Origin of the sequence: Mesorhizobium sp. M0058 (genome assembly GCF_040323095.1) — a bacterium.
In the GTDB taxonomy this organism is placed as follows: domain Bacteria; phylum Pseudomonadota; class Alphaproteobacteria; order Rhizobiales; family Rhizobiaceae; genus Mesorhizobium.
Genome location: NZ_JAMYUQ010000009.1, coordinates 136,272 through 153,561, shown reverse-complemented (window position 1 = coordinate 153,561; position 17,290 = coordinate 136,272). Strand labels below are relative to the sequence as shown.

Annotated in this window: 13 protein-coding genes; 6 read left to right on the top strand and 7 right to left on the bottom strand. The window is 63.1% G+C overall.

Features of this window, described 5'->3' with window-relative positions; all coding sequences use genetic code 11:
- Positions 1–2: 2 nt before the first annotated feature.
- The gene (locus NKJ75_RS17305; protein WP_023682500.1) at positions 3–455 is read right to left on the bottom strand and encodes a MarR family winged helix-turn-helix transcriptional regulator; all 453 of its coding nucleotides are present in this window, start codon (positions 453–455) and stop codon (positions 3–5) included.
- Between the two features lie 48 nt (positions 456–503).
- On the opposite strand from NKJ75_RS17305, the gene NKJ75_RS17300 reads away from it, so the two are divergent.
- Positions 504–1,412 carry an alpha/beta hydrolase gene (locus tag NKJ75_RS17300; RefSeq protein ID WP_023668996.1) on the top strand — a complete coding sequence of 303 codons (909 nt, stop codon included), beginning with the start codon at positions 504–506 and terminating at the stop codon, positions 1,410–1,412.
- A gap of 45 nt (positions 1,413–1,457) precedes the next feature.
- Here NKJ75_RS17300 and NKJ75_RS17295 read toward each other — a convergent pair whose 3' ends face one another.
- Together NKJ75_RS17295 and NKJ75_RS17290 are read right to left on the bottom strand one after the other, a co-directional pair.
- Entirely contained in the window at positions 1,458–1,856 is a 399-nt protein-coding gene (locus NKJ75_RS17295; protein WP_023688500.1) for a rhodanese-like domain-containing protein, read from the bottom strand.
- A gap of 62 nt (positions 1,857–1,918) precedes the next feature.
- Entirely contained in the window at positions 1,919–2,527 is a 609-nt protein-coding gene (locus tag NKJ75_RS17290; protein WP_352499984.1) for a TetR/AcrR family transcriptional regulator, read from the bottom strand.
- Between the two features lie 99 nt (positions 2,528–2,626).
- On the opposite strand from NKJ75_RS17290, the gene NKJ75_RS17285 reads away from it, so the two are divergent.
- Positions 2,627–3,373 (top strand): 3-oxoacyl-ACP reductase family protein, encoded by a 747-nt coding sequence (locus NKJ75_RS17285; RefSeq protein WP_023688499.1) that lies wholly within the window; start codon positions 2,627–2,629, stop codon positions 3,371–3,373.
- A 212-nt stretch (positions 3,374–3,585) separates the two neighbouring features.
- The gene (locus tag NKJ75_RS17280; RefSeq protein WP_352499983.1) at positions 3,586–5,466 is read left to right on the top strand and encodes a L,D-transpeptidase family protein; all 1,881 of its coding nucleotides are present in this window, start codon (positions 3,586–3,588) and stop codon (positions 5,464–5,466) included.
- A gap of 97 nt (positions 5,467–5,563) precedes the next feature.
- Here NKJ75_RS17280 and NKJ75_RS17275 read toward each other — a convergent pair whose 3' ends face one another.
- From NKJ75_RS17275 to NKJ75_RS17265, 3 genes are all read right to left on the bottom strand, one after another.
- Positions 5,564–6,034 (bottom strand): hypothetical protein, encoded by a 471-nt coding sequence (locus tag NKJ75_RS17275; protein WP_023668992.1) that lies wholly within the window; start codon positions 6,032–6,034, stop codon positions 5,564–5,566.
- 91 nt (positions 6,035–6,125) lie between these two features.
- Positions 6,126–6,692 (bottom strand): hypothetical protein, encoded by a 567-nt coding sequence (locus tag NKJ75_RS17270; RefSeq protein WP_352499982.1) that lies wholly within the window; start codon positions 6,690–6,692, stop codon positions 6,126–6,128.
- A 256-nt stretch (positions 6,693–6,948) separates the two neighbouring features.
- Positions 6,949–7,206, bottom strand: a complete 258-nt coding sequence (locus tag NKJ75_RS17265) for a PepSY domain-containing protein (protein WP_023668990.1) — start codon at positions 7,204–7,206, stop codon at positions 6,949–6,951.
- A gap of 357 nt (positions 7,207–7,563) precedes the next feature.
- On the opposite strand from NKJ75_RS17265, the gene NKJ75_RS17260 reads away from it, so the two are divergent.
- Both NKJ75_RS17260 and NKJ75_RS17255 read left to right on the top strand, forming a co-directional pair.
- The gene (locus tag NKJ75_RS17260) at positions 7,564–9,336 is read left to right on the top strand and encodes an adenylate/guanylate cyclase domain-containing protein (protein ID WP_352499981.1); all 1,773 of its coding nucleotides are present in this window, start codon (positions 7,564–7,566) and stop codon (positions 9,334–9,336) included.
- A 129-nt stretch (positions 9,337–9,465) separates the two neighbouring features.
- The gene (locus NKJ75_RS17255; protein WP_023668988.1) at positions 9,466–13,788 is read left to right on the top strand and encodes a cytochrome P450; all 4,323 of its coding nucleotides are present in this window, start codon (positions 9,466–9,468) and stop codon (positions 13,786–13,788) included.
- Between the two features lie 30 nt (positions 13,789–13,818).
- On the opposite strand, the gene NKJ75_RS17250 is transcribed toward NKJ75_RS17255, so the two are convergent.
- Positions 13,819–14,505 (bottom strand): Crp/Fnr family transcriptional regulator, encoded by a 687-nt coding sequence (locus tag NKJ75_RS17250; RefSeq protein WP_023668987.1) that lies wholly within the window; start codon positions 14,503–14,505, stop codon positions 13,819–13,821.
- 508 nt (positions 14,506–15,013) lie between these two features.
- Here NKJ75_RS17250 and NKJ75_RS17245 point away from each other — a divergent pair.
- The gene (locus NKJ75_RS17245) at positions 15,014–17,278 is read left to right on the top strand and encodes a DNA/RNA non-specific endonuclease (protein WP_352499980.1); all 2,265 of its coding nucleotides are present in this window, start codon (positions 15,014–15,016) and stop codon (positions 17,276–17,278) included.
- The last annotated feature ends 12 nt before the right edge of the window (positions 17,279–17,290 follow it).

Below are 17,290 nucleotides of genomic sequence, written 5' to 3'. Positions count from 1 at the left end.
GCTCAGGTATCCTTCAGCACGTCATAAATCTTGCGCATCTGTTCGCCGATCATGTCGCACTGTTCCGCTGTCGACTGGCTCATCGCCTTTTCGATCAGCGCCATATGCACCTTCAGCGCTTTCATCAGGAGCTCCGTGCCGGCCTCGGTAAGCGTCAGCCGCAGCACGCGCTTGTCCTTCTCGTCGCCTTCGCGGCGCAGCAGGCCGCGCGCCTCGAGCTGCGGCAACAGCATGGTGATGTTGGAGCGGCCGACCAGCAGTTTGCGGGCGAGATCGTGCTGCGACATGCCGGGATGGCGATAGAGGTTCATCAGCACGTCGAGCTGCGCCGGCTTGAGATCCAGCGGCGCCAGCTTTACCGCCAGCGTACGCTCCAGCACATGGCAGGCGCGCGCCACCGCGACCCAGTTGCGAAAGCGCGGGTTGTCCCAGGGCAGCTCTTGTTTAATGTTCATGTTTGAACTATTATGTTCATGCTTGAACGGAATGGATGGATCGCCACTATGGCATCATTTGGACTGAAGGTCATCCGGGGCGTGTTCCGCGCCGCCGAGCATGTGGCGCCCCGCCTGAGCGGGCGCGCCGCCTTCGAACTGTTCTGCCGCACGCCCAGCGTCAAGGCGCTCAGCGACGGTGAACGGCGTGCGGTCGACCGCGCCGCCGGCTTCATGGCCGAGGCGCGCCATCATCGGCTGACGACCAAGGCCGGCTGCGTCATGGTGCACGAATTCCGGCCCGAGCCGGGCAGGGCGTCCGCCGGCACGGTGCTGGTGGTCCATGGCTGGCGTTCGCGCACGGAATATATGCGGGCGCTGATCGAAGGCTTTCGCGATGCGGGCTACCGGGTCGCCTCGCTCGACCTGCCGGGCCATGGCCAGTCGCTGGGCCGTCATCTCAATATGGTCAATGCGGTCGAGGCGGTCAGGGTCGCCGGCGAATGGTTCGGTCCGTTCAAGGCGATCGTCGGCCATTCCTTCGGTGGCGCCGTCGCCGCCAATGCCATTGCCGGTTCGATCAAGGGTATCCAGCCCGTCGCGGCCGAGCGGCTGGTGCTGGTCGCCGCGCCAAGTTCCCTGCCGGCGATCTTCGCCGACTTCAGCCGCATGCTCAATGTCGGTCCGCGTTCGCAGGTTTCCATGGCCGATCAGGTGAAAAGGCTGTCGGGCCGGCCGCTGCATGAATTCACCGGCGACCGCCAGTTGGCTGAGGCGCCGGTGCCGACGCTGGTCATCCACGCGCCGGACGACCGCGAAGTCCCCGCCGATCATGCCACACGTTATGCCGGCGCCGGCAGCCATGTGCGGCTGCACTGGGCCGATGGGCTCGGCCACCGTCGCATTCTCGCCGACAAAGGTGTTGTCGAACGCGCTGTGACTTTTGTCAAAAACGAGCGCGAGCCGATACTGCATTGATTCCAATGGGTGTATTGTCGACTCCGACAACGCCGGAGCGGTGAGCTAACCGTTCTTCTTGCCGCCCGGCTCGACGGGCAATCCGGCCGCCTTCCAGGCGGTATAGCCGCCAAGGATGTGCTTGACCGGCGACAGCCCCATATCCTGCGCCGTCTTGGTGGCCAGCGCCGAGCGCCAGCCGCCCGCGCAAAAGAAGACAAAGCTCTTGCCCGAGGCGAAGAACGGCTTGTGGTAGGGGCTTTCGGGATCGATCCAGAATTCCAGCATGCCGCGAGTGACATGTTTGGCGCCGGGGATCTGGCCGTCCCGCTCGATCTCGCGTGGATCGCGCAGGTCGACGAAGATGGTGTCCTCGTCGTCGAGCAGCCCGGCCGCTTCCTCGGGCGAGACCACCTCGATCTCGGCATTGGCCTCGTCGAGCAACTCGCGATACCCTTTTTTCACGGATGATCCCTCCCGGCGCATTTCGCCGCCGACTGGATTTCCAGCACAAGCTCCGCCCTTTGTCACGCTGTTCCGACCAGCCCCTGCCACGCCGCCATCGCTCCGGCCACTGTGGCCATCAGCGCGTCGCACGAGGCGCCGTCGCGGGCCTGGATCGACATGCCGTGCTGGACCGTCGCATAGAAGGTCGCCGCCGCGTTGCTGTCGAAACCCGCCGGCAATTCGCCTTCCGCCACACCGCGTTCCAGCCGTCTCAGCAAGAGGGTGTGGTTTTCGGCGCGGCGGCGGCGAAAATCATCGCAGATCGCGCCGCTGCTTGAATCCTGGTGCAGTGCGCCCAGCGCGATGAGACAGCCCTGCGGGCGGTCGTCCTGAGAGTACGCTTTTGCCGTCTGGCGCAGGAAATTCTCGATCGCCTGGCATGCCGTCGGCGCTTCGTCCAGCGCGCTCCAGATCTCGGTGCCTTCGTTGCGGGTGTAATACTCGGTCGCTTCCAGAAACAGCGCCTCCTTGCTGCCGAAGGCGGCATAGAGGCTGGGCGAGCTGATCCCCATCGCCGCGGTCAGGTCGGCGATCGAGGTGCCCTCATAGCCTTTGGCCCAGAACAGCTCCATCGCCTGCCGCAAGGCGGCGGTTCGATCGAAGGTGCGGGGACGGCCTCTTTCCGGCATGACGATCTTTCTGTGTTGATCGATACATAATTCACTTGACGTCGCCAGGCAAGGTTGCCAGATATTTATGTATCGATCGTTACATAACGGGGAAATGACATGTCAGCGAACGGATTGAACGGCAAGGCAGCACTGGTCACCGGCGGCAGCCGCGGCATAGGTGCTGCGATAGCAAAACGGCTTGCGGCCGATGGCGCCGACGTCGCCATCACCTACGTCAACAGCTCGGCGCCGGCCCAAGCTGTCGTCGCCGAGATTATAGCGGCAGGTGGTCGCGCGATCGCCATCCAAGCCGACAATCGCGACGCTGCCGCCATCGAAGGCTCGGTCACCGAGGCGGTGAATGCCTTCGGCCGGCTCGACATCCTGGTCAACAGCGCCGGCATCTGGCGCGCGGCGCCCATCGAACAGATGTCGCTGGCCGACTTTGACGAGACCATTGAGGTCAATCTGAGAGCGCCGTTCGTAGCCTCGAAGGCGGCAGCGGCTCACATGGGCGAGGGCGGCCGCATCATTTCGATCGGCAGCAATCTGGCCGAGCGCGTCACCGACACCAGCCTCAGCGCCTATTCGACCAGCAAGGCTGCGCTGGTCGGCCTGACCAAGGCGCTGGCGCGAGACCTCGGTCCGCGCGGCATCACCGCCAACGTCGTTCATCCCGGTTCGACCGACACCGACATGAACCCGGCCGAAGGCCCGCATGCCGAACACCAGCGGCGGAAGATGGCGACGCCCCGCTTCGGCAAGGCTGACGAGATCGCCGGCATGGTTGCCTGGCTCGCCGGTCCGGAAGGGCGCTTCGTCACCGGCGCCGCGCTCACCATCGACGGTGGCGCCAACGCCTGAAGCAGCAGCCGCTTTGACCGGTCTGGAGCGGCAACGCCGCTCCAGACGTCACGATGTTGTGAAACCGTTCTGCAACAGGCCCGCGGAAATTTATGGAAGCTTAACGAAATCGGTATGAATCGGTATAGTAGCGCCTTACATCCGCCATGCGGTTGGCAAGATCGTCTAGCGGCGCGGAACGGGAGCCGGCTTGCAGCCGGAGCGGGTGATTAATGAAATTCCTCGGAAATAAAGCCACCGTGATGCCGCTTGCAGTGGCGGCAGCACTGGCCTTCGGTGTGCCGCAGGCAAGCGCGCAAGGCCTGTTCGACATGCTGTTCGGCGGTGGCGTCAAGCACAGGCCGCAAGGCGAATTCCCGCCGCCGCCGAAGCGCAAGCCGAAGCCCGCCGTATCGGGCGGTGGCGGCACCAGGATCAGCAGCCCGTCCTACTACACCTACAACGCCGACCGGCTGGTGCGCGTCGACTTTGCCGCGTTGGTGGCAGCACCTCCCCAGGTGGCAACAGCTGAAGACGCCGCCTTTGTGCCGTCGGCGACCAGCACTGCCTTCCGCGAAGCCGTTGCAGGCCTCAGCGAATATGAACTCTATGCCGAGCCCGATATCGCCAAGGCACTGATTGCCTATTACTCTGCCAATCCTGATTTCATCTGGGTGAACGAAGGCAATCCCAATGCCCGCGCCCAGGATGCGGTGCGGGTGCTTGGCGAAGCCGCAAGCTATGGTCTCACGTCGGCCGACTACACGGTCGAGGTGCCGGCAGCCAACGCATCGGCAGTCGGTGCCGACGCCCATCTGAAGGAACTCGTGCGCTTCGAGATGGCGCTGTCGGCGCGCGTACTGCGCTATGCCCGTGACGCCCAGAGCGGGCGCGTCGATCCCAATCGCATCACCGGCTACTATGAATTTCCGCCGAAGCCGGTCGACATGGAAGGCGCGCTCAAGACGCTGGCCCACACCCAGGAAGTGCGCACCTACCTCGAATCGCGGCACCCGCAGAACGCGGAATATCAGGCGCTGCGCGTCGAACTTGAATCGCTGCAGGCGAGCGCCGAAAACGAAATCGTCGTCGATCCCAAGCTGTTGCTGAAGCCCGGCGAGACCAGCGCCGAACTGCCGAAGCTGCTGACGCTGATCGCGCGCAATCTCGACGACGAGATGGGCGGCGCCTATGGCGAGATCCTGTCTCGTCTCGGCACCAGCGATGTCTATGTTCCCGAACTGGTTCCGATCATCAAGGCCGTGCAGGTGAAGGCCGGCATGAAGGGCGATGGGGTCATCGGCCCGCGCACCGTCGCCTCGCTCGCCGGCGCATCCAAGGCAGACAGGCTGCAGAAGGTGCAGGTCGCGCTGGAAGAATTGCGCTGGCTGCCGTCCGATCTCGGCAGCCCGCGGGTGTTCATCAACCAGCCCGCCTTCACCGCCAGCTATATCGACAATGGCGAGGAGAAGCTGAAGACCCGCGTCGTCATAGGCCGGACCACCAACCAGACCGCCTTCTTCTTCAAGGAGATCAAGCAGGTCGATTTCCATCCCTATTGGGGCGTGCCGCAGTCGATCATCGTCAACGAGATGCTCCCAAGGCTGCGTGGCGATCCGGGCTATCTCGACCGTGCCGGCTACGAGGTGACCGATTCGCGCGGCAGGCGGGTTCCCTCTTCCTCGGTCAATTGGGGCGCCTACGGCGCCAACATTCCCTACAGCGTGCGCCAGCAGCCGAGCGAAGCCAATGCGCTGGGCGAACTGAAGATCCTGTTCCCCAACAAGCACGCCATCTACATGCACGACACGCCGCAAAAATCCTTCTTCCAGCGCGATATGCGGGCGCTCAGCCATGGCTGTATTCGCCTTCAGGATCCACGTGGGATGGCGGCGGCGGTGCTCGGCGTCTCGGTCGACGACATCGCCGAAAAGCTCAAGCACGGCCATGCCAGCGAAGATGTGACACGTACGATTCCCGTCTATGTCTCCTACTTCACTGCCTGGCCGGACCTGTCCGGCAAAGTCGAATATTTCAACGACGTCTACGACCGCGACACGCGGCTGATGCAGGCGCTGGACGCGACCGAAGCGGTGCGTTCGCCGACGAGCTGAACCAGCGGAGTTCCTCGTTCAACGAAACGAGGAACTCACTTTGTCTCTCTGGTTTTATTAGAATTTTGGCCGATGGACGGTCGCCCGTTTCCCGCGATCAGCGCTGGATGAGCGGACGCCGGAAGCCGGCGTCGCGGCCCGCGATCAGCCAATAGACCAGGCCGGCTACGAGGCCGGCGGCGGCGATGATGCCGATATCGGCCCAGCGTCCGGCATCCTCTTCCGCGGCCGGCCAGACCAGGAAGAAGCCGGCTGCAGCGGCAGCGGCGCCAAACAGCATGTGCACCAGGAAATTGCGCAGGGCAAAGAATTCGGCGAGCAGCGCGAAGATCAGCGTCTGCAGGCCGGTCAGCACGATCGTCAGGAAATAGACGACCATGCCGAGCGGCGGCCACAGCAGCACGACAATGGGCGAAAATTGCATGGCGCCGAAATAGTCCGGCGCGTTGGGCAATACGGCGAGTGCGCAATATATCGCCACGACCGCGAACAATCCGATCAGCACCGAAACGAAATAGCCGGCAAGCATCATCAGGATGCGCTTCAAAACATGCTTAACCATGGCCATGCACCCCCGTGCCCTGCAACTGTTACGCGCACTCAGCCATCAAAGGCGGATCGGCGCAAGAGTGCATCCAGCAGTGCTTTGCGGCAAATCTTCAGGCGCCGCCGCATAGATGTTGCGAATCCGGCAAAACCCATGTGCCTTTTATCGTGAGGTCGACGCCGTAATAGACCCGCCCGCGCTCGTCGCCCTGCGGACAATCCCTCGGGATCGATATCAGGCACATGACGACAGGATCGCCGGCTTTCGAACTGGCAAGGCCAGGCTCCCGCTCGTAGGAAACCCCGGCGCCGCCATTGCTGAACCGCGCCAGGCTGCCGGCTTCAGGGCCGGCGGTTTCCAGCGGGTCGTCGCCGAGCCGCGTCGTCAGCGCGGTGATGTGGGTCAAGGCGCATTGGCCGATCGACGAGGGCAGGGACTGGTCGAGGCTGCCTGGATGGCGGGCTGCGGTGTCGAGCGCCTTCTTGCCGATCAGGGCGATGTTGTAATCCTGCACCCAGGACGGCGCATTGCCGTAGGTCTGCAGCGCATTGTTCTGGGCGCTGACGATGCAGGCGGCATCCTGCCCGCAGGCGTTCCTGTCAGTGATGAGCGCACGGGCGATCTTGCGCTTGTCGCGGCCAAAGGCTGGCTCGAAACCCGTAAAGGCCTTGGCGACCAAGGCATCAATTGCCGACAGTTGCGGTCGGCACAGATCGCCTTTTCCACCGGCAGGCTGGCTTTGCGGCAGTCGAAGGATGGCCCGTCGGCACGCGCTGGACCAAGGCAGACCGCCGCGCCAGCCAGTGCAACGACAAGCGCAAGCGAGTTGGCAATTCGATTGGAAGAAAGCATGGTCGCCCCGTTGTCCGACAACTGCCACCATCGTAGGCAAAAAACGCGGCGGACGGAATTGCCGAAGCGGTGCGGTATCAGCGCTATTTCGGTTCGGCTGTTACGGGATCGAAGGTGATTTCGACTTTCGCCTTGTCGGCGGTGTAATAGGTGACGGTGTACCCGTCCTTGTCCCAGTCGACCTCCTTCACATAGCGAAAGCCGTCGCGCTGCTCGACCTTGGCGATGATTGCCGACAGTTTCTGGGCATTCGTCGGCGGCAGTGGGCTGTCATCCGCGGCAAAGGCCGTCGAGCCGGCCAGAAGAACGACGACGCCGGTCGCCAGAACAAGATTTCGCATGATTACCCTCATTTCACGTTGGTATGAACCGCACCGGAAACTCGCAGGCAGCACAGTTTGTTCCGAGTGCTGACGTCGCGCAGGTTCCGTGAAGCCCTGGATCGCCGCGCTCAGAGCTACGGCACGCCAATATTTGCGCCAACCGCCGGCCAACCATGAGTGCTGCCACGGCCCGCGCTGGACAACCCGATGGTGGTAGAGCTTTGCCCAAGACCCTGCTAGACTTCTGGTCCTGGCGGGGTGGCATGGCGCGCCAACCCCGCCGGAATCTTCATCTCTCAGCGCGCGGCGAAGTGTTTCAGGAACGGGTCGTCGCCTGTGCTGGACCAGAACCAGAAAGGGAGCGGGGGCTCGAACATGGCTGTACGGAACTACACCCGTCAGCTGGCGACAATCATTTCTATCGATGCCGTCGGGTTCTCCCGGCTGATGGGCATCGACGACGAGTCTGCTGTCGCGGCATTCGAGGAACGGCGCGACATCATCGCCGACAGCTGTGGCACATTTGGCGGCCGCACGTTCGGCGACGCCGGCGACAGCATCATGGCCGAGTTCGGCAATCCGATCGAGGCGTTGCGCGCGGCCTTTGATTTCCAGGGCCGCATCGTCGCCCTCAACGCCGAGGTTGCCGACGATATGCGCATGCCGTTTCGCGCCGGCATCAACACCGGCGACGTCATCGTGCGTGGTGGCCGCCTCTACGGCGACGACGTCAACATCGCCGCGAGAATCCAGGAATTCGCGCCGGGCGACGGTCTCGCCGTTTCGGAGACGACCTGGCACCATGTGAAGGACAAGACGGCGGCCGAATTCACCGATCTCGGCGAATTCAGGCTGAAGAACATCGCCTTGCCGGTGCGCGTTCTGATCGCCGGCCGCAGCGGCAACGGATCCTCGCCGGCGGCGTCGTTCGCGGCCATTCCCCAGGCCAATGCGCAGCAGAAGCTGTCGTCCAAGGGGCCGCCGGCGATCGCCGTCCTGCCCTTCCACGCCGATGGCGGCGAGCATGACATCGGCTACATGGCCGACGGCATCGCCGAGGACATCATCTATGGTCTATCCAACACCAGATGGCTCTCGGTCATCGCCAAGGGCTCCAGCTTCCAGTTCCGCGACGACACGCTGGGCACCCGGGTGATCGGCAACGCGCTCGGCGCGCGCTACATCGTCAGCGGCACGCTGATGCGCAATGGTGGCCAGATCCGCCTCAACACCTCGCTGGCCGACGCGTCCAACGGGCGGCTGGTGTGGTCGCAGCGCTTCGATCGCGATCTGGTCGACATCTTCAACCTGCGCGACCAGATCGGCGCTGAGATTGTTACGATCCTCGACAAGGAGGTCGACCGGGCGGAACAGGCACGCACCTTCCAGGTTCCCTGGGAAAGCCTGGAGACCTGGCAACTGGTGCGACGCGGCCGCTGGCACATGAACCGGCGCACCCGTGGCGACACCGAAACCGCACTCGAGTTCTTCCAGAAGGCGTACCGCGAGGACGCCAACTCGAGCGCCGTGCTCAATGAACTGGCGTGGTGGTATTTCTGGCGGGCATGGCTGCGTTTCGGCGACAGCGACGATTTGAACAAGGTCGAGCAGTTTGCCCGCAAGGCGTTGCTGGTGGACAGCCTGGATGCACGCCCGCACGCCCATCTCGGCGCCGTCGACATCATGCGCGGCGAACCGCGATCGGCCGTCGACCATTTCGAGGAAGCGATCCACATCAATCCGAGCTTTGCCTTCGCGCGCTCGGCCATGGGCAGCGCCCAGCTGCTGCTCGGCAATGCCGCGTCAGCGATACCGTTCTTTCTCGATACCGAGCGATTGAGCCCGTTCGACCTCTACCGCTTCCACAATCTGGGGGAACTGACGGCGGCCTACTGTTTGGTCGAGAACTGGCCGGCGGCGATCGCTGCCGCCGATCGCTCGCTCAACCTGTCTCCCGGCTATTTTTATTCCAGGTTCCTGAAGATCGGCGCGCTGATGCGAAGCGGCCGGCCGGAACAGGCGCGGCGCGAGATGACCATTTTCACCACCCGGCATCCTGATTTTTCAGAACAGCGTGTGCGCTGGATACCTTTCACCGACAAGGCCGCGAACGAGTTCCTCGTCGCCAATTTCCGACTGGCCAAATGAACATGGCGTCAATGCTGGCTGGAACATGGACCAACTGTGAAAAGATTCACATACGTGCAACCGATGCAAACCTAGGCGTTGAACGGCCGGCATCGCAATAACGTGGATAGCCGGGGGGCTTGAACGCGCATGACCGAACTGAAGTATTTCGACGCTATTCGCGCGGCCCAGAAAAACCAGCGCCCGCTGTCGGAAATGCCGCCCTTCGATCTCGGCCGGATCCGGAAGACAGGGCTGATTGCGCGCATCGTCGGGTCTCTGGCCGAAGACCCCCGCTGGGCGCTTTCCTTGTTGCGGCGTTTCCGGCCGACCGGCAAGCTCTTCGGTGTTCTCGTGGTCACCAAGAACGCCGATGTCCGCGACATATTGGAGCGCGGCGACGAATTCCAGACCCCATACGGCCCGGAAATGACCGAGCTTGCCCGGGGATCCAACTTCATCCTCGGCATGCAGGACGGCGCCGACTACCGGCGCATGAAATCGTCGGTGCTGAGTGCATTCCCGCCGGCCGAGGTCGAAGCCGCCGTCAGGCCGATCGCGGCGCGTCATTCGCAAGAGATCATGACGCGCGCCAGCCCCGGCTTCGATGCGATCTCCAAGTTGATGAAGATCGTCCCGGTGCACATCTGCCGCGATTATTTCGGCGTCGAGATCGACGATGAATCCGAATTCGCCGACTGGGCGATCGCGCTGAGTGCGCTGTTCTTTTCGGACCCGACGGCGAGCCCCGTCATGCGCGAACTCGCAGTGGTGGCGGGCGACCGTCTTCTCAAAGTCATCGATCGCTCCATCCAGTCGGCGAGGGACCGGGGCTTGAAGGCCGAGCAACCGCTGGCGAGGCTGGTTGTCCAGACGGATCAGGGCCGCCTGTCGCGGGACGACCTCAATTCGATCATGCTGGGCATGATCGCCGGCTTCGTCCCGACCAATGTGTTGGCCGCCGGCAATTGCCTCGACGTGATCCTGTCGCGGCCCGACGCACGGCAGGCTATCGATGCCGCATTGGCCGAAAACGATACCGCCAAGCTCGACAGGGCCGTCCTTGAAGCCATGCGCTTCAAGCCGATCTGGGTCGGCCCCTGGCGCTACACGGCCCGCGACGCGATCATCGGCAAGGGTACGCGCCGCGAGCGCCTGGTGAAGGCCGGCACGGTGGTGATGCCGGCGACGCTGTCGGCGATGTTCGATGCCGACGCCGTGCAGAACCCGGACCAGTTCGACACATCGCGCCCGTATCGCGACTACATGGTCTTCGGCCACGGCATTCATCAGTGCATCGGCGCCGAGATTGCCAGGATCCAGATCGGCGAAAGCCTGCGCGCCCTGTTCCAGAAGCAGGGCGTGCGCCGCATGCCCGGCAAGGCCGGGCGGATGACCCGCATCGGCGCCTATCCCGAAACGCTCAAGGTCGATTTCGAACGGGCAGAACTCTGCCGCACCGTAACGCAGTCTATGGTGACGGTGGTCTGCCCGGTCACCCGATCCGCGTCGCTGGATGCTGTCCGCGACAAGGTTGCCAGCCTCGGCAACCCGGCCGTCGAAGATATCCGCACCGCGCTCGACATTGCCGGCACCGTCCACTTCACCAGCCTGACCGTGGTCGGCACCGGCGAGATCGGCGCTGATTCCGGTCAGGAAAAAGGAGCTCTGGTTCTCGAGATTTCCGGTGACGGCAGCATCGACGATGTCATCGATGCGGTCACGCACGCCATCGGGCACCGGCTGCGGCCGATCTTCAAGGATGTCTGCGATCTGCGCGATGGCGGCGCATTGAACGATTTCCTGCGCAAGCACAATGTCGACATATCGCCGTCCTTCGGCAGCAATGCCGGACTGGTGTTTTCGGGCACGCCGGGGCACTCGGTCCAGCGTATCAAGGCCGAGCAGCAGCTTTTCGAAGCCGTGCGCGACATCGTCGAGCGGCCACGCAAAGGCGCCGGCAACGCTCCTGCCGTGCTCGCTGAAGTTCGCCAGCATGTCCAGTCATTACGGACGTTTGCCTGGGCGTTCGAGCCGGCCGAGAGCCTGCTGGAAAAGCCGCCGGGTCATTGGGGCCGTGCCCTGATGACGACGTTGCTGGTACCGCCGGTCTTCGTCACGGTGGCGATCATCTGGGCTGCTTGCTGGTATATGACCTACGGTGTGGTGTTCGGCAGATCTATCGACATCAGTTCCCAGGAAATCTCCTTCACCGCCATAGCCGTAGCAATCACCTCACTTCTGTTGTCGGGACTTGGAGTGTTGGTGGCAGCGGCGCTGCTGGCGTTTTCGTGCTTGCTGGCGCTGCGACGCCGCGAGGACAGGGATCGGCCGGAAAGCACATCGATCGGCATATCTGAATTGAACGCGATACTCGTCAAGGAGGGCCACGCGGCACAAAACCATCTGACTGCGATTTCGACGATGAAGGCCGGCATTCTGCGGCGGCTGGCGCTCAGGTTTTCCTTCTACCTGATCTCGATAGCTGCCCAGAAGGTATTCAAGCCAGGCTTCCTCAACACCATCAACACCATCCATTTCGCCCGCTGGATACTGCTGCCCGGCTCCAACCGATTGATGTTCTTCTCCAACTACGGCGGCAGCTGGGAAAGCTATCTTGAGGACTTCATCGCCAAGGCGTCCGCTGGCCTCACCGGCGTGTGGAGCAACACCGTGGGCTATCCACGCACACGATGGCTGTTCCTGGACGGCGCGCGCGACGGCGATCGTTTCAAGCGCTGGGCGCGGCGCCAGCAGGTGCCGACCCTGTTCTGGTACTCCGCCTATCCCCAAATCAACACAGAGCGCATCCGGATCAATTCCCAGGTCAGGCGCGGCATTGCTTCCGCCGTCGGCAACGAGGCGCGCGACTGGCTGAGCTTGTTCGGTTCGCTACGGCGCCCGGCGAGCGAAACAACCACCGTTCAAAAGACCACTTCGCTGCTGGCCAATATCAGCTCTGCCTTTCCGGCGCCTCTCGAGCAGCAGCTGGAAACCGGCGAGATCCAGTCCATCTTCTTCGGCCCGCTCGGCCCGCTCGCTTATTCGCATATGCTTGCGATCCGGGTGCCGGACAAGTTGCCGGCGCCCAAGCGCAGAGCCTGGCTCGATTTCGTTGTCGAGCAGACGAGTTTCGGCGAAGGCAGGCCCGCCGGGCGAGCTATGATAGTCGCCTTTGGTCCCGGTGGCCTGCGGCAGTTTGGGCTCGACGAGGGTGTGGAGGGCGATCCACTGGAAACATTTCCGATCGCCTTTCGCCATGGCATGGGCAATCCCGAGCGTGGGCGCATACTGGACGACCGAGGCCGCGACGGCCCGGACGAATGGGAGTGGGGGTCGTTGGAGAACCCTGTGGACCTGGTCATCGTCTGCTATGCTGAAGACCCGGGACGGTTGAAGACCGAGATTGCCACCGTGAGACGAAAGACGACCGGTGCAGGCATGAAGGTCGTCGCCGAACTGCCGCTCGCCGTAAACCGGGGTCCGACCGACACGAAGACGAAATCGTCCGACGGGGCAAAGCGTGACGATCGGTCGGAACGTGGGCCAGCCTACGAGCATTTCGGTTTCGCGGACGGGATTTCGCAGCCGATTGTCCGCGGCACGACCCGCGCCAGCAGGGGCGCCGCGCCCATGCATCTGGTCGCGCCCGGCGAGTTCCTGTTCGGCTATCGTGATGAGCATGGGTTCTATCCAGCCTCGCCCTCGGTAAGCGCATCACGCGATCGGACCGGAATCCTTTCGCAGGTGCGCCGTAGCCGGCTGATTCCGGGCCTGCCGCCACCGCCGCGCGATTTCGGGCGCAACGGTTCATTCCTGGTTATTCGCCAGTTCGAGCAGCACGTCGACGTCTTCAACAACTACTGCAAAAAGGCTGCAGCCTTGGTCGCGAGCCAACTCGGCAACCAAGCCATCACGCAAGACTGGATTGCCGCCAAGATGCTCGGCCGCTGGCAGAACGGTAGCTCGCTGGTGCGAAACCCCGATCATCCGGGACGCGTCATCGACAACGACTTCGCCGCTGGCGCCGAGGATCCGCAAGGCCATCGCTGCCCGCTTGGTGCCCACATTCGCCGTTCCAACCCACGCGACTCGCTGGGTGAGGACCGCGATACGCAGATCAATATCGGCAAGCGCCATCGTATCCTGCGGGTCGGCCGTACCTATGAGAAGCAGGACGGCAAGAATGGCAAGGTCGAAAAAGGGCTGCTGTTCATGTGCCTCAACGCCGACATAGAGCGCCAGTACGAATTCATTCAGCAGACCTGGGTTTCGTCGGCCACGTTCCAGGGCCTCGTCGCTGAAAAGGACCCGACGATTGGTTCGCGCAGCGGTGATGGCAGGTTCACCATTCCGTCATGGGAAAAGGTCACGACGCTCCGTGACATGCCGCAATTCGTCACCACCAAGGGTGGTGGATACTTCTTCATGCCCAGCCGCTCGGCGCTGCGCTACCTGATTTCGCGGCTCTGAGTCTTAGCCGGGGCTGATTCGGGATCGGCGTCAGTCGTCGTCCTGCGATTCGGCGATATGGCGCAGCGCCCCGGTGTCGGTGATGCGCAGGCCGCCGCGTTTGATGGCAATGAACGAGCGGTTGCGCCAGTCGTTGAGCGTCTTGTTGACGGACTCGCGCGTGGCGCCGAGGAACTCTCCGAGTTCCGATTGCGAGATCGGGATCCAGCCGGCGCTGTCGGCCATCACCTTGGCCAGGAAGACCAGGCGTTTGGCGAGCCTCGCCTCGATGCCGAAGAAGGCCTGGTCGCCGAGTTCGCCGCTGACCCAGCGCAGCCGGGCGCACAGAAGTTCGATCATCGCGCGTGCCAGCGGTGGATTTCTCTCAATGCGATCAAAGAGTTGTGTCCTGCTGAGCGAAACCAGCTCGCAAGCGGTCAGGCAGATGGCGGTGGCGGTGCGTGGCCGCCCGTCAAGCGCGCCGATCTCGCCGACGAGGCTGCGCGACAGCTCGATATTGGCCACCAGCTTCTGCCCGCCAGGCGAATAGATCGAGATTTCCACCGTGCCGCTCATCACCCCGTAGATTCGGTCGGCGGCATCTTCCTGGACGAACAGATGCTGGCCGGCGGCGTAGCGCTCGACCTTGCAGCCGCTGAACAGGATATCGAACAGCTTTGGATCGATGCGTGCCAGGCGCGGCAGATCGTTTCTGTCGTTTGGGCCGCCAAAAGCCATGTTCCAAATTCCCAATTGCCGCAATCGGCGAAGTTTAAGGGCCGAAGTCTAAGGCAAGAGTGCACCGCGTCAAAGGCCGGCGTTCATCCCTTGCGATTACGCCTTGTAAAGGCTTGGCGCAGTGGTCGCGCCCAGTGCCTGGCTCGTGCGGGGCGGAAAGCCGCCTGCACGCGCGGCGAGAGGAGCCGCGCGTGCAGGCGCCAACTGATAAAAATGGATAGGTGATAAAATTTCTGTAAAACCGAGCGGCCGCAATGGCCCTTCCACCCGTTGCGATAGGTGGGCGCAAACAGCGTGAGCGTCTGTGACGGAGATCACATACAGCATCGCTGAAATAATGCGAGCGTCATACATCGCGCGAGCGACTGCGGCAAAGAGACATGCCGACGTTGCACTCCGGTCATCTTCGACGCGAGTTGATTTGTTTCCTTGCCTGCCAGTCAGAATTGCACCAGTCTAAAATGGGGCAATACATTTCTTTTCTTCGACAGAACCTTTGAGGGCGACTATGCCGGTCAGCAGAGAGCAGCGAATCCGTCAATATCTCGATCTCGTCACCGGGGGCGAGGGGACTGAATCAGTCCTCGGCAACGTGGAGACGATGGCAGGCGGCGCTCTGGAATCCCTTGCGCCTGCGGAAGCCGGCAAGACGGAGGCGGCGTTTGAATCGGCGCGCGCTGGCATGGAGAGCCTCGCGCGGGGCGCCGAAGTCGCGCCCGAGCAGCTTTCCGATCTGGAAGCCATAATCATCCCGGAGTTGCGGCCGGTCTATGACATCAAGGATGGCACCTTTACGACGCTGACTTTCGACGGCGCTCCGACACCTGGCCATTCGCTGTGGACGAAGCTTACCAGCGAGGCCGCATTGAAGCAGCGCATCGAAGCCGCCCTGCCGGCGATCGGGCGTATCGAACTGTTGTGGGACACCAATATCCCTTACGGCGGCACGGGCTTCGTCGTCGGCCGCAACCTGCTGATGACCAACCGTCATGTGGCGCAGATATTTGCGGACGGCCTTGGCGACCGCAATGTGCAATTCATCAACGGCCGCGCCGCCGGCATCGACTTCAAGCGCGATTCGGCGGCAGGAAACGTCTTCAAGATCCGCAATGTCCGGATGATCCATCCCTATTGGGACATGGCGATTCTCGAAGTCGAAGGCCTGCCCGACAACATCACGCCGCTGTCGCTCGCGGTCGCCGACGCGCGCGATATGCTGCGCCAGGAAGTCGTCGCCATCGGCTATCCGGCGTTCGACAATCGCAACGCGGTCGATGTCCAGAACGAGCTCATGCGCAATCGTTTCCAGGTCAAGCGCCTGCAACCGGGCATGCTGCAGGGCGGCTTCGATACGGAGAGTTTCGGCAAGATCGTCAGCGCGGCGACACATGATTGCTCGACCACTGGCGGCAACTCCGGCACCGCCATGATCAACCTCGCCACCGGCGAGGTCGTGGCGCTGCATTTTGCCGGCCGCTATCTCGAGCGCAACTACGCCGTGCCCACCGGCGCGCTCGCCAAGGACCAGCGTGTCGTCGACCTCGGCCTCAATTTCGCCGGCGCCGCCAGCGGCGGCCCCAACGATTGGGGCGCATGGTGGAACAAGGCGGACAGTGGGTCGCCGGCCGAGGGCGTAAACCTGGTTGAAGTCGGCGGCGCCCAGCAGATCCCGGGCGTCGCCACCCAGACGCCTCCATCCGGAGGCGTCGTCGTTTCGCCGGGCGGCAGCGTCACCTTCGAAGTGCCGTTGCGCATCACCGTCTCGCTCGGCGCAACGCCTGGCCATGAAGCGGTCACGGAATCGGTCGAACTGGAAGCGGCCAAGCCGACCCCTCCAGGCGGCGCATTCGTTCCCAAAACGGTCGCGGACTATGCCGGCTATAAGGGCTACGACGAAAAATTCCTGTCCGGCGGCACCAAGCTCGCGCCCGTCGTGGTGCCGATGCCGGAGGCCACCGACCTGTCCGTGCTGGCGCAGCTCAAGGCAGGGGGCACGCGGCTAGATTACCAGAATTTTTCACTCAAGATGCACGCCAAGCGGCGGCTGGCGCTGTTCACCGCCTCCAACGTCACCGAGGAGAGCAATCTGCGCGAGCCGGAAAAGGGCCGCAACTATTCGCGTGGCGGCCTGTTCAGCGAGCGCTGGTTCCCGGATCTGCGGCTCGACGACAAGTATCAGATCCCCGATGTCTTCTACACCCAGGATCAGGGCGCCTTCGACAAGGGCCATATCGTCAGGCGCGATGACGTGGCCTGGGGCAGCACCTTCGAGCTGCTGCTCAGGGGCAATGTCTGCTCCTTCCATGTCACCAACTGCTCGCCCCAGGTCGAAGGCTACAACCGCTCCGACAGCGGCGAGAAGAACTGGGGCGATCTTGAGAACCACGTCCTGTCGGAGGCGGCGAGCGAGCGGCTTTGCGTCTTCGCCGGGCCGGTCCTCGCCGAAGACGACCGGACCTTTGCCGGCAAGGGTCCCAAAGGCACCAGTCTTCGCGCGCTAGTGCCGCGCCGCTTCTGGAAGGTGGTGGTCGCCCGCGTCAGTGACGGCATCGCCAGCTACGGCTTCGTGCTCGAACAGGATTTGTCGGACACGCAGCTTGAGTTTGCCGTCTCCGACGAGTTCATCGGCGCCATGTACCCGCTGACCGAAATCTCCGAAATGACCGGCGTCAGCTTCGACCAGTCGCTGGTCGATGCCGACCAGTACGAAACGGTTCGCGGCACCGAAATTGCCATGCGGGCGGGATCACGCAAGCGGAAGAAGAAGGCTTAGGGTCGGAGGGAA

What these genes read in the sequence shown, in the direction of transcription:
- NKJ75_RS17305 (WP_023682500.1), bottom strand. Translation starts at nt 455, where the DNA reads ATGAACATTAAACAAGAGCTGCCCTGGGACAACCCGCGCTTTCGCAAC.
- NKJ75_RS17300 (WP_023668996.1), top strand. Translation starts at nt 504, where the DNA reads ATGGCATCATTTGGACTGAAGGTCATCCGGGGCGTGTTCCGCGCCGCC.
- NKJ75_RS17290 (WP_352499984.1), bottom strand. Translation starts at nt 2,527, where the DNA reads ATGCCGGAAAGAGGCCGTCCCCGCACCTTCGATCGAACCGCCGCCTTG.
- NKJ75_RS17285 (WP_023688499.1), top strand. Translation starts at nt 2,627, where the DNA reads ATGTCAGCGAACGGATTGAACGGCAAGGCAGCACTGGTCACCGGCGGC.
- NKJ75_RS17280 (WP_352499983.1), top strand. Translation starts at nt 3,586, where the DNA reads ATGAAATTCCTCGGAAATAAAGCCACCGTGATGCCGCTTGCAGTGGCG.
- NKJ75_RS17275 (WP_023668992.1), bottom strand. Translation starts at nt 6,034, where the DNA reads ATGGCCATGGTTAAGCATGTTTTGAAGCGCATCCTGATGATGCTTGCC.
- NKJ75_RS17265 (WP_023668990.1), bottom strand. Translation starts at nt 7,206, where the DNA reads ATGCGAAATCTTGTTCTGGCGACCGGCGTCGTCGTTCTTCTGGCCGGC.
- NKJ75_RS17260 (WP_352499981.1), top strand. Translation starts at nt 7,564, where the DNA reads ATGGCTGTACGGAACTACACCCGTCAGCTGGCGACAATCATTTCTATC.
- NKJ75_RS17255 (WP_023668988.1), top strand. Translation starts at nt 9,466, where the DNA reads ATGACCGAACTGAAGTATTTCGACGCTATTCGCGCGGCCCAGAAAAAC.
- NKJ75_RS17250 (WP_023668987.1), bottom strand. Translation starts at nt 14,505, where the DNA reads ATGGCTTTTGGCGGCCCAAACGACAGAAACGATCTGCCGCGCCTGGCA.
- NKJ75_RS17245 (WP_352499980.1), top strand. Translation starts at nt 15,014, where the DNA reads ATGCCGGTCAGCAGAGAGCAGCGAATCCGTCAATATCTCGATCTCGTC.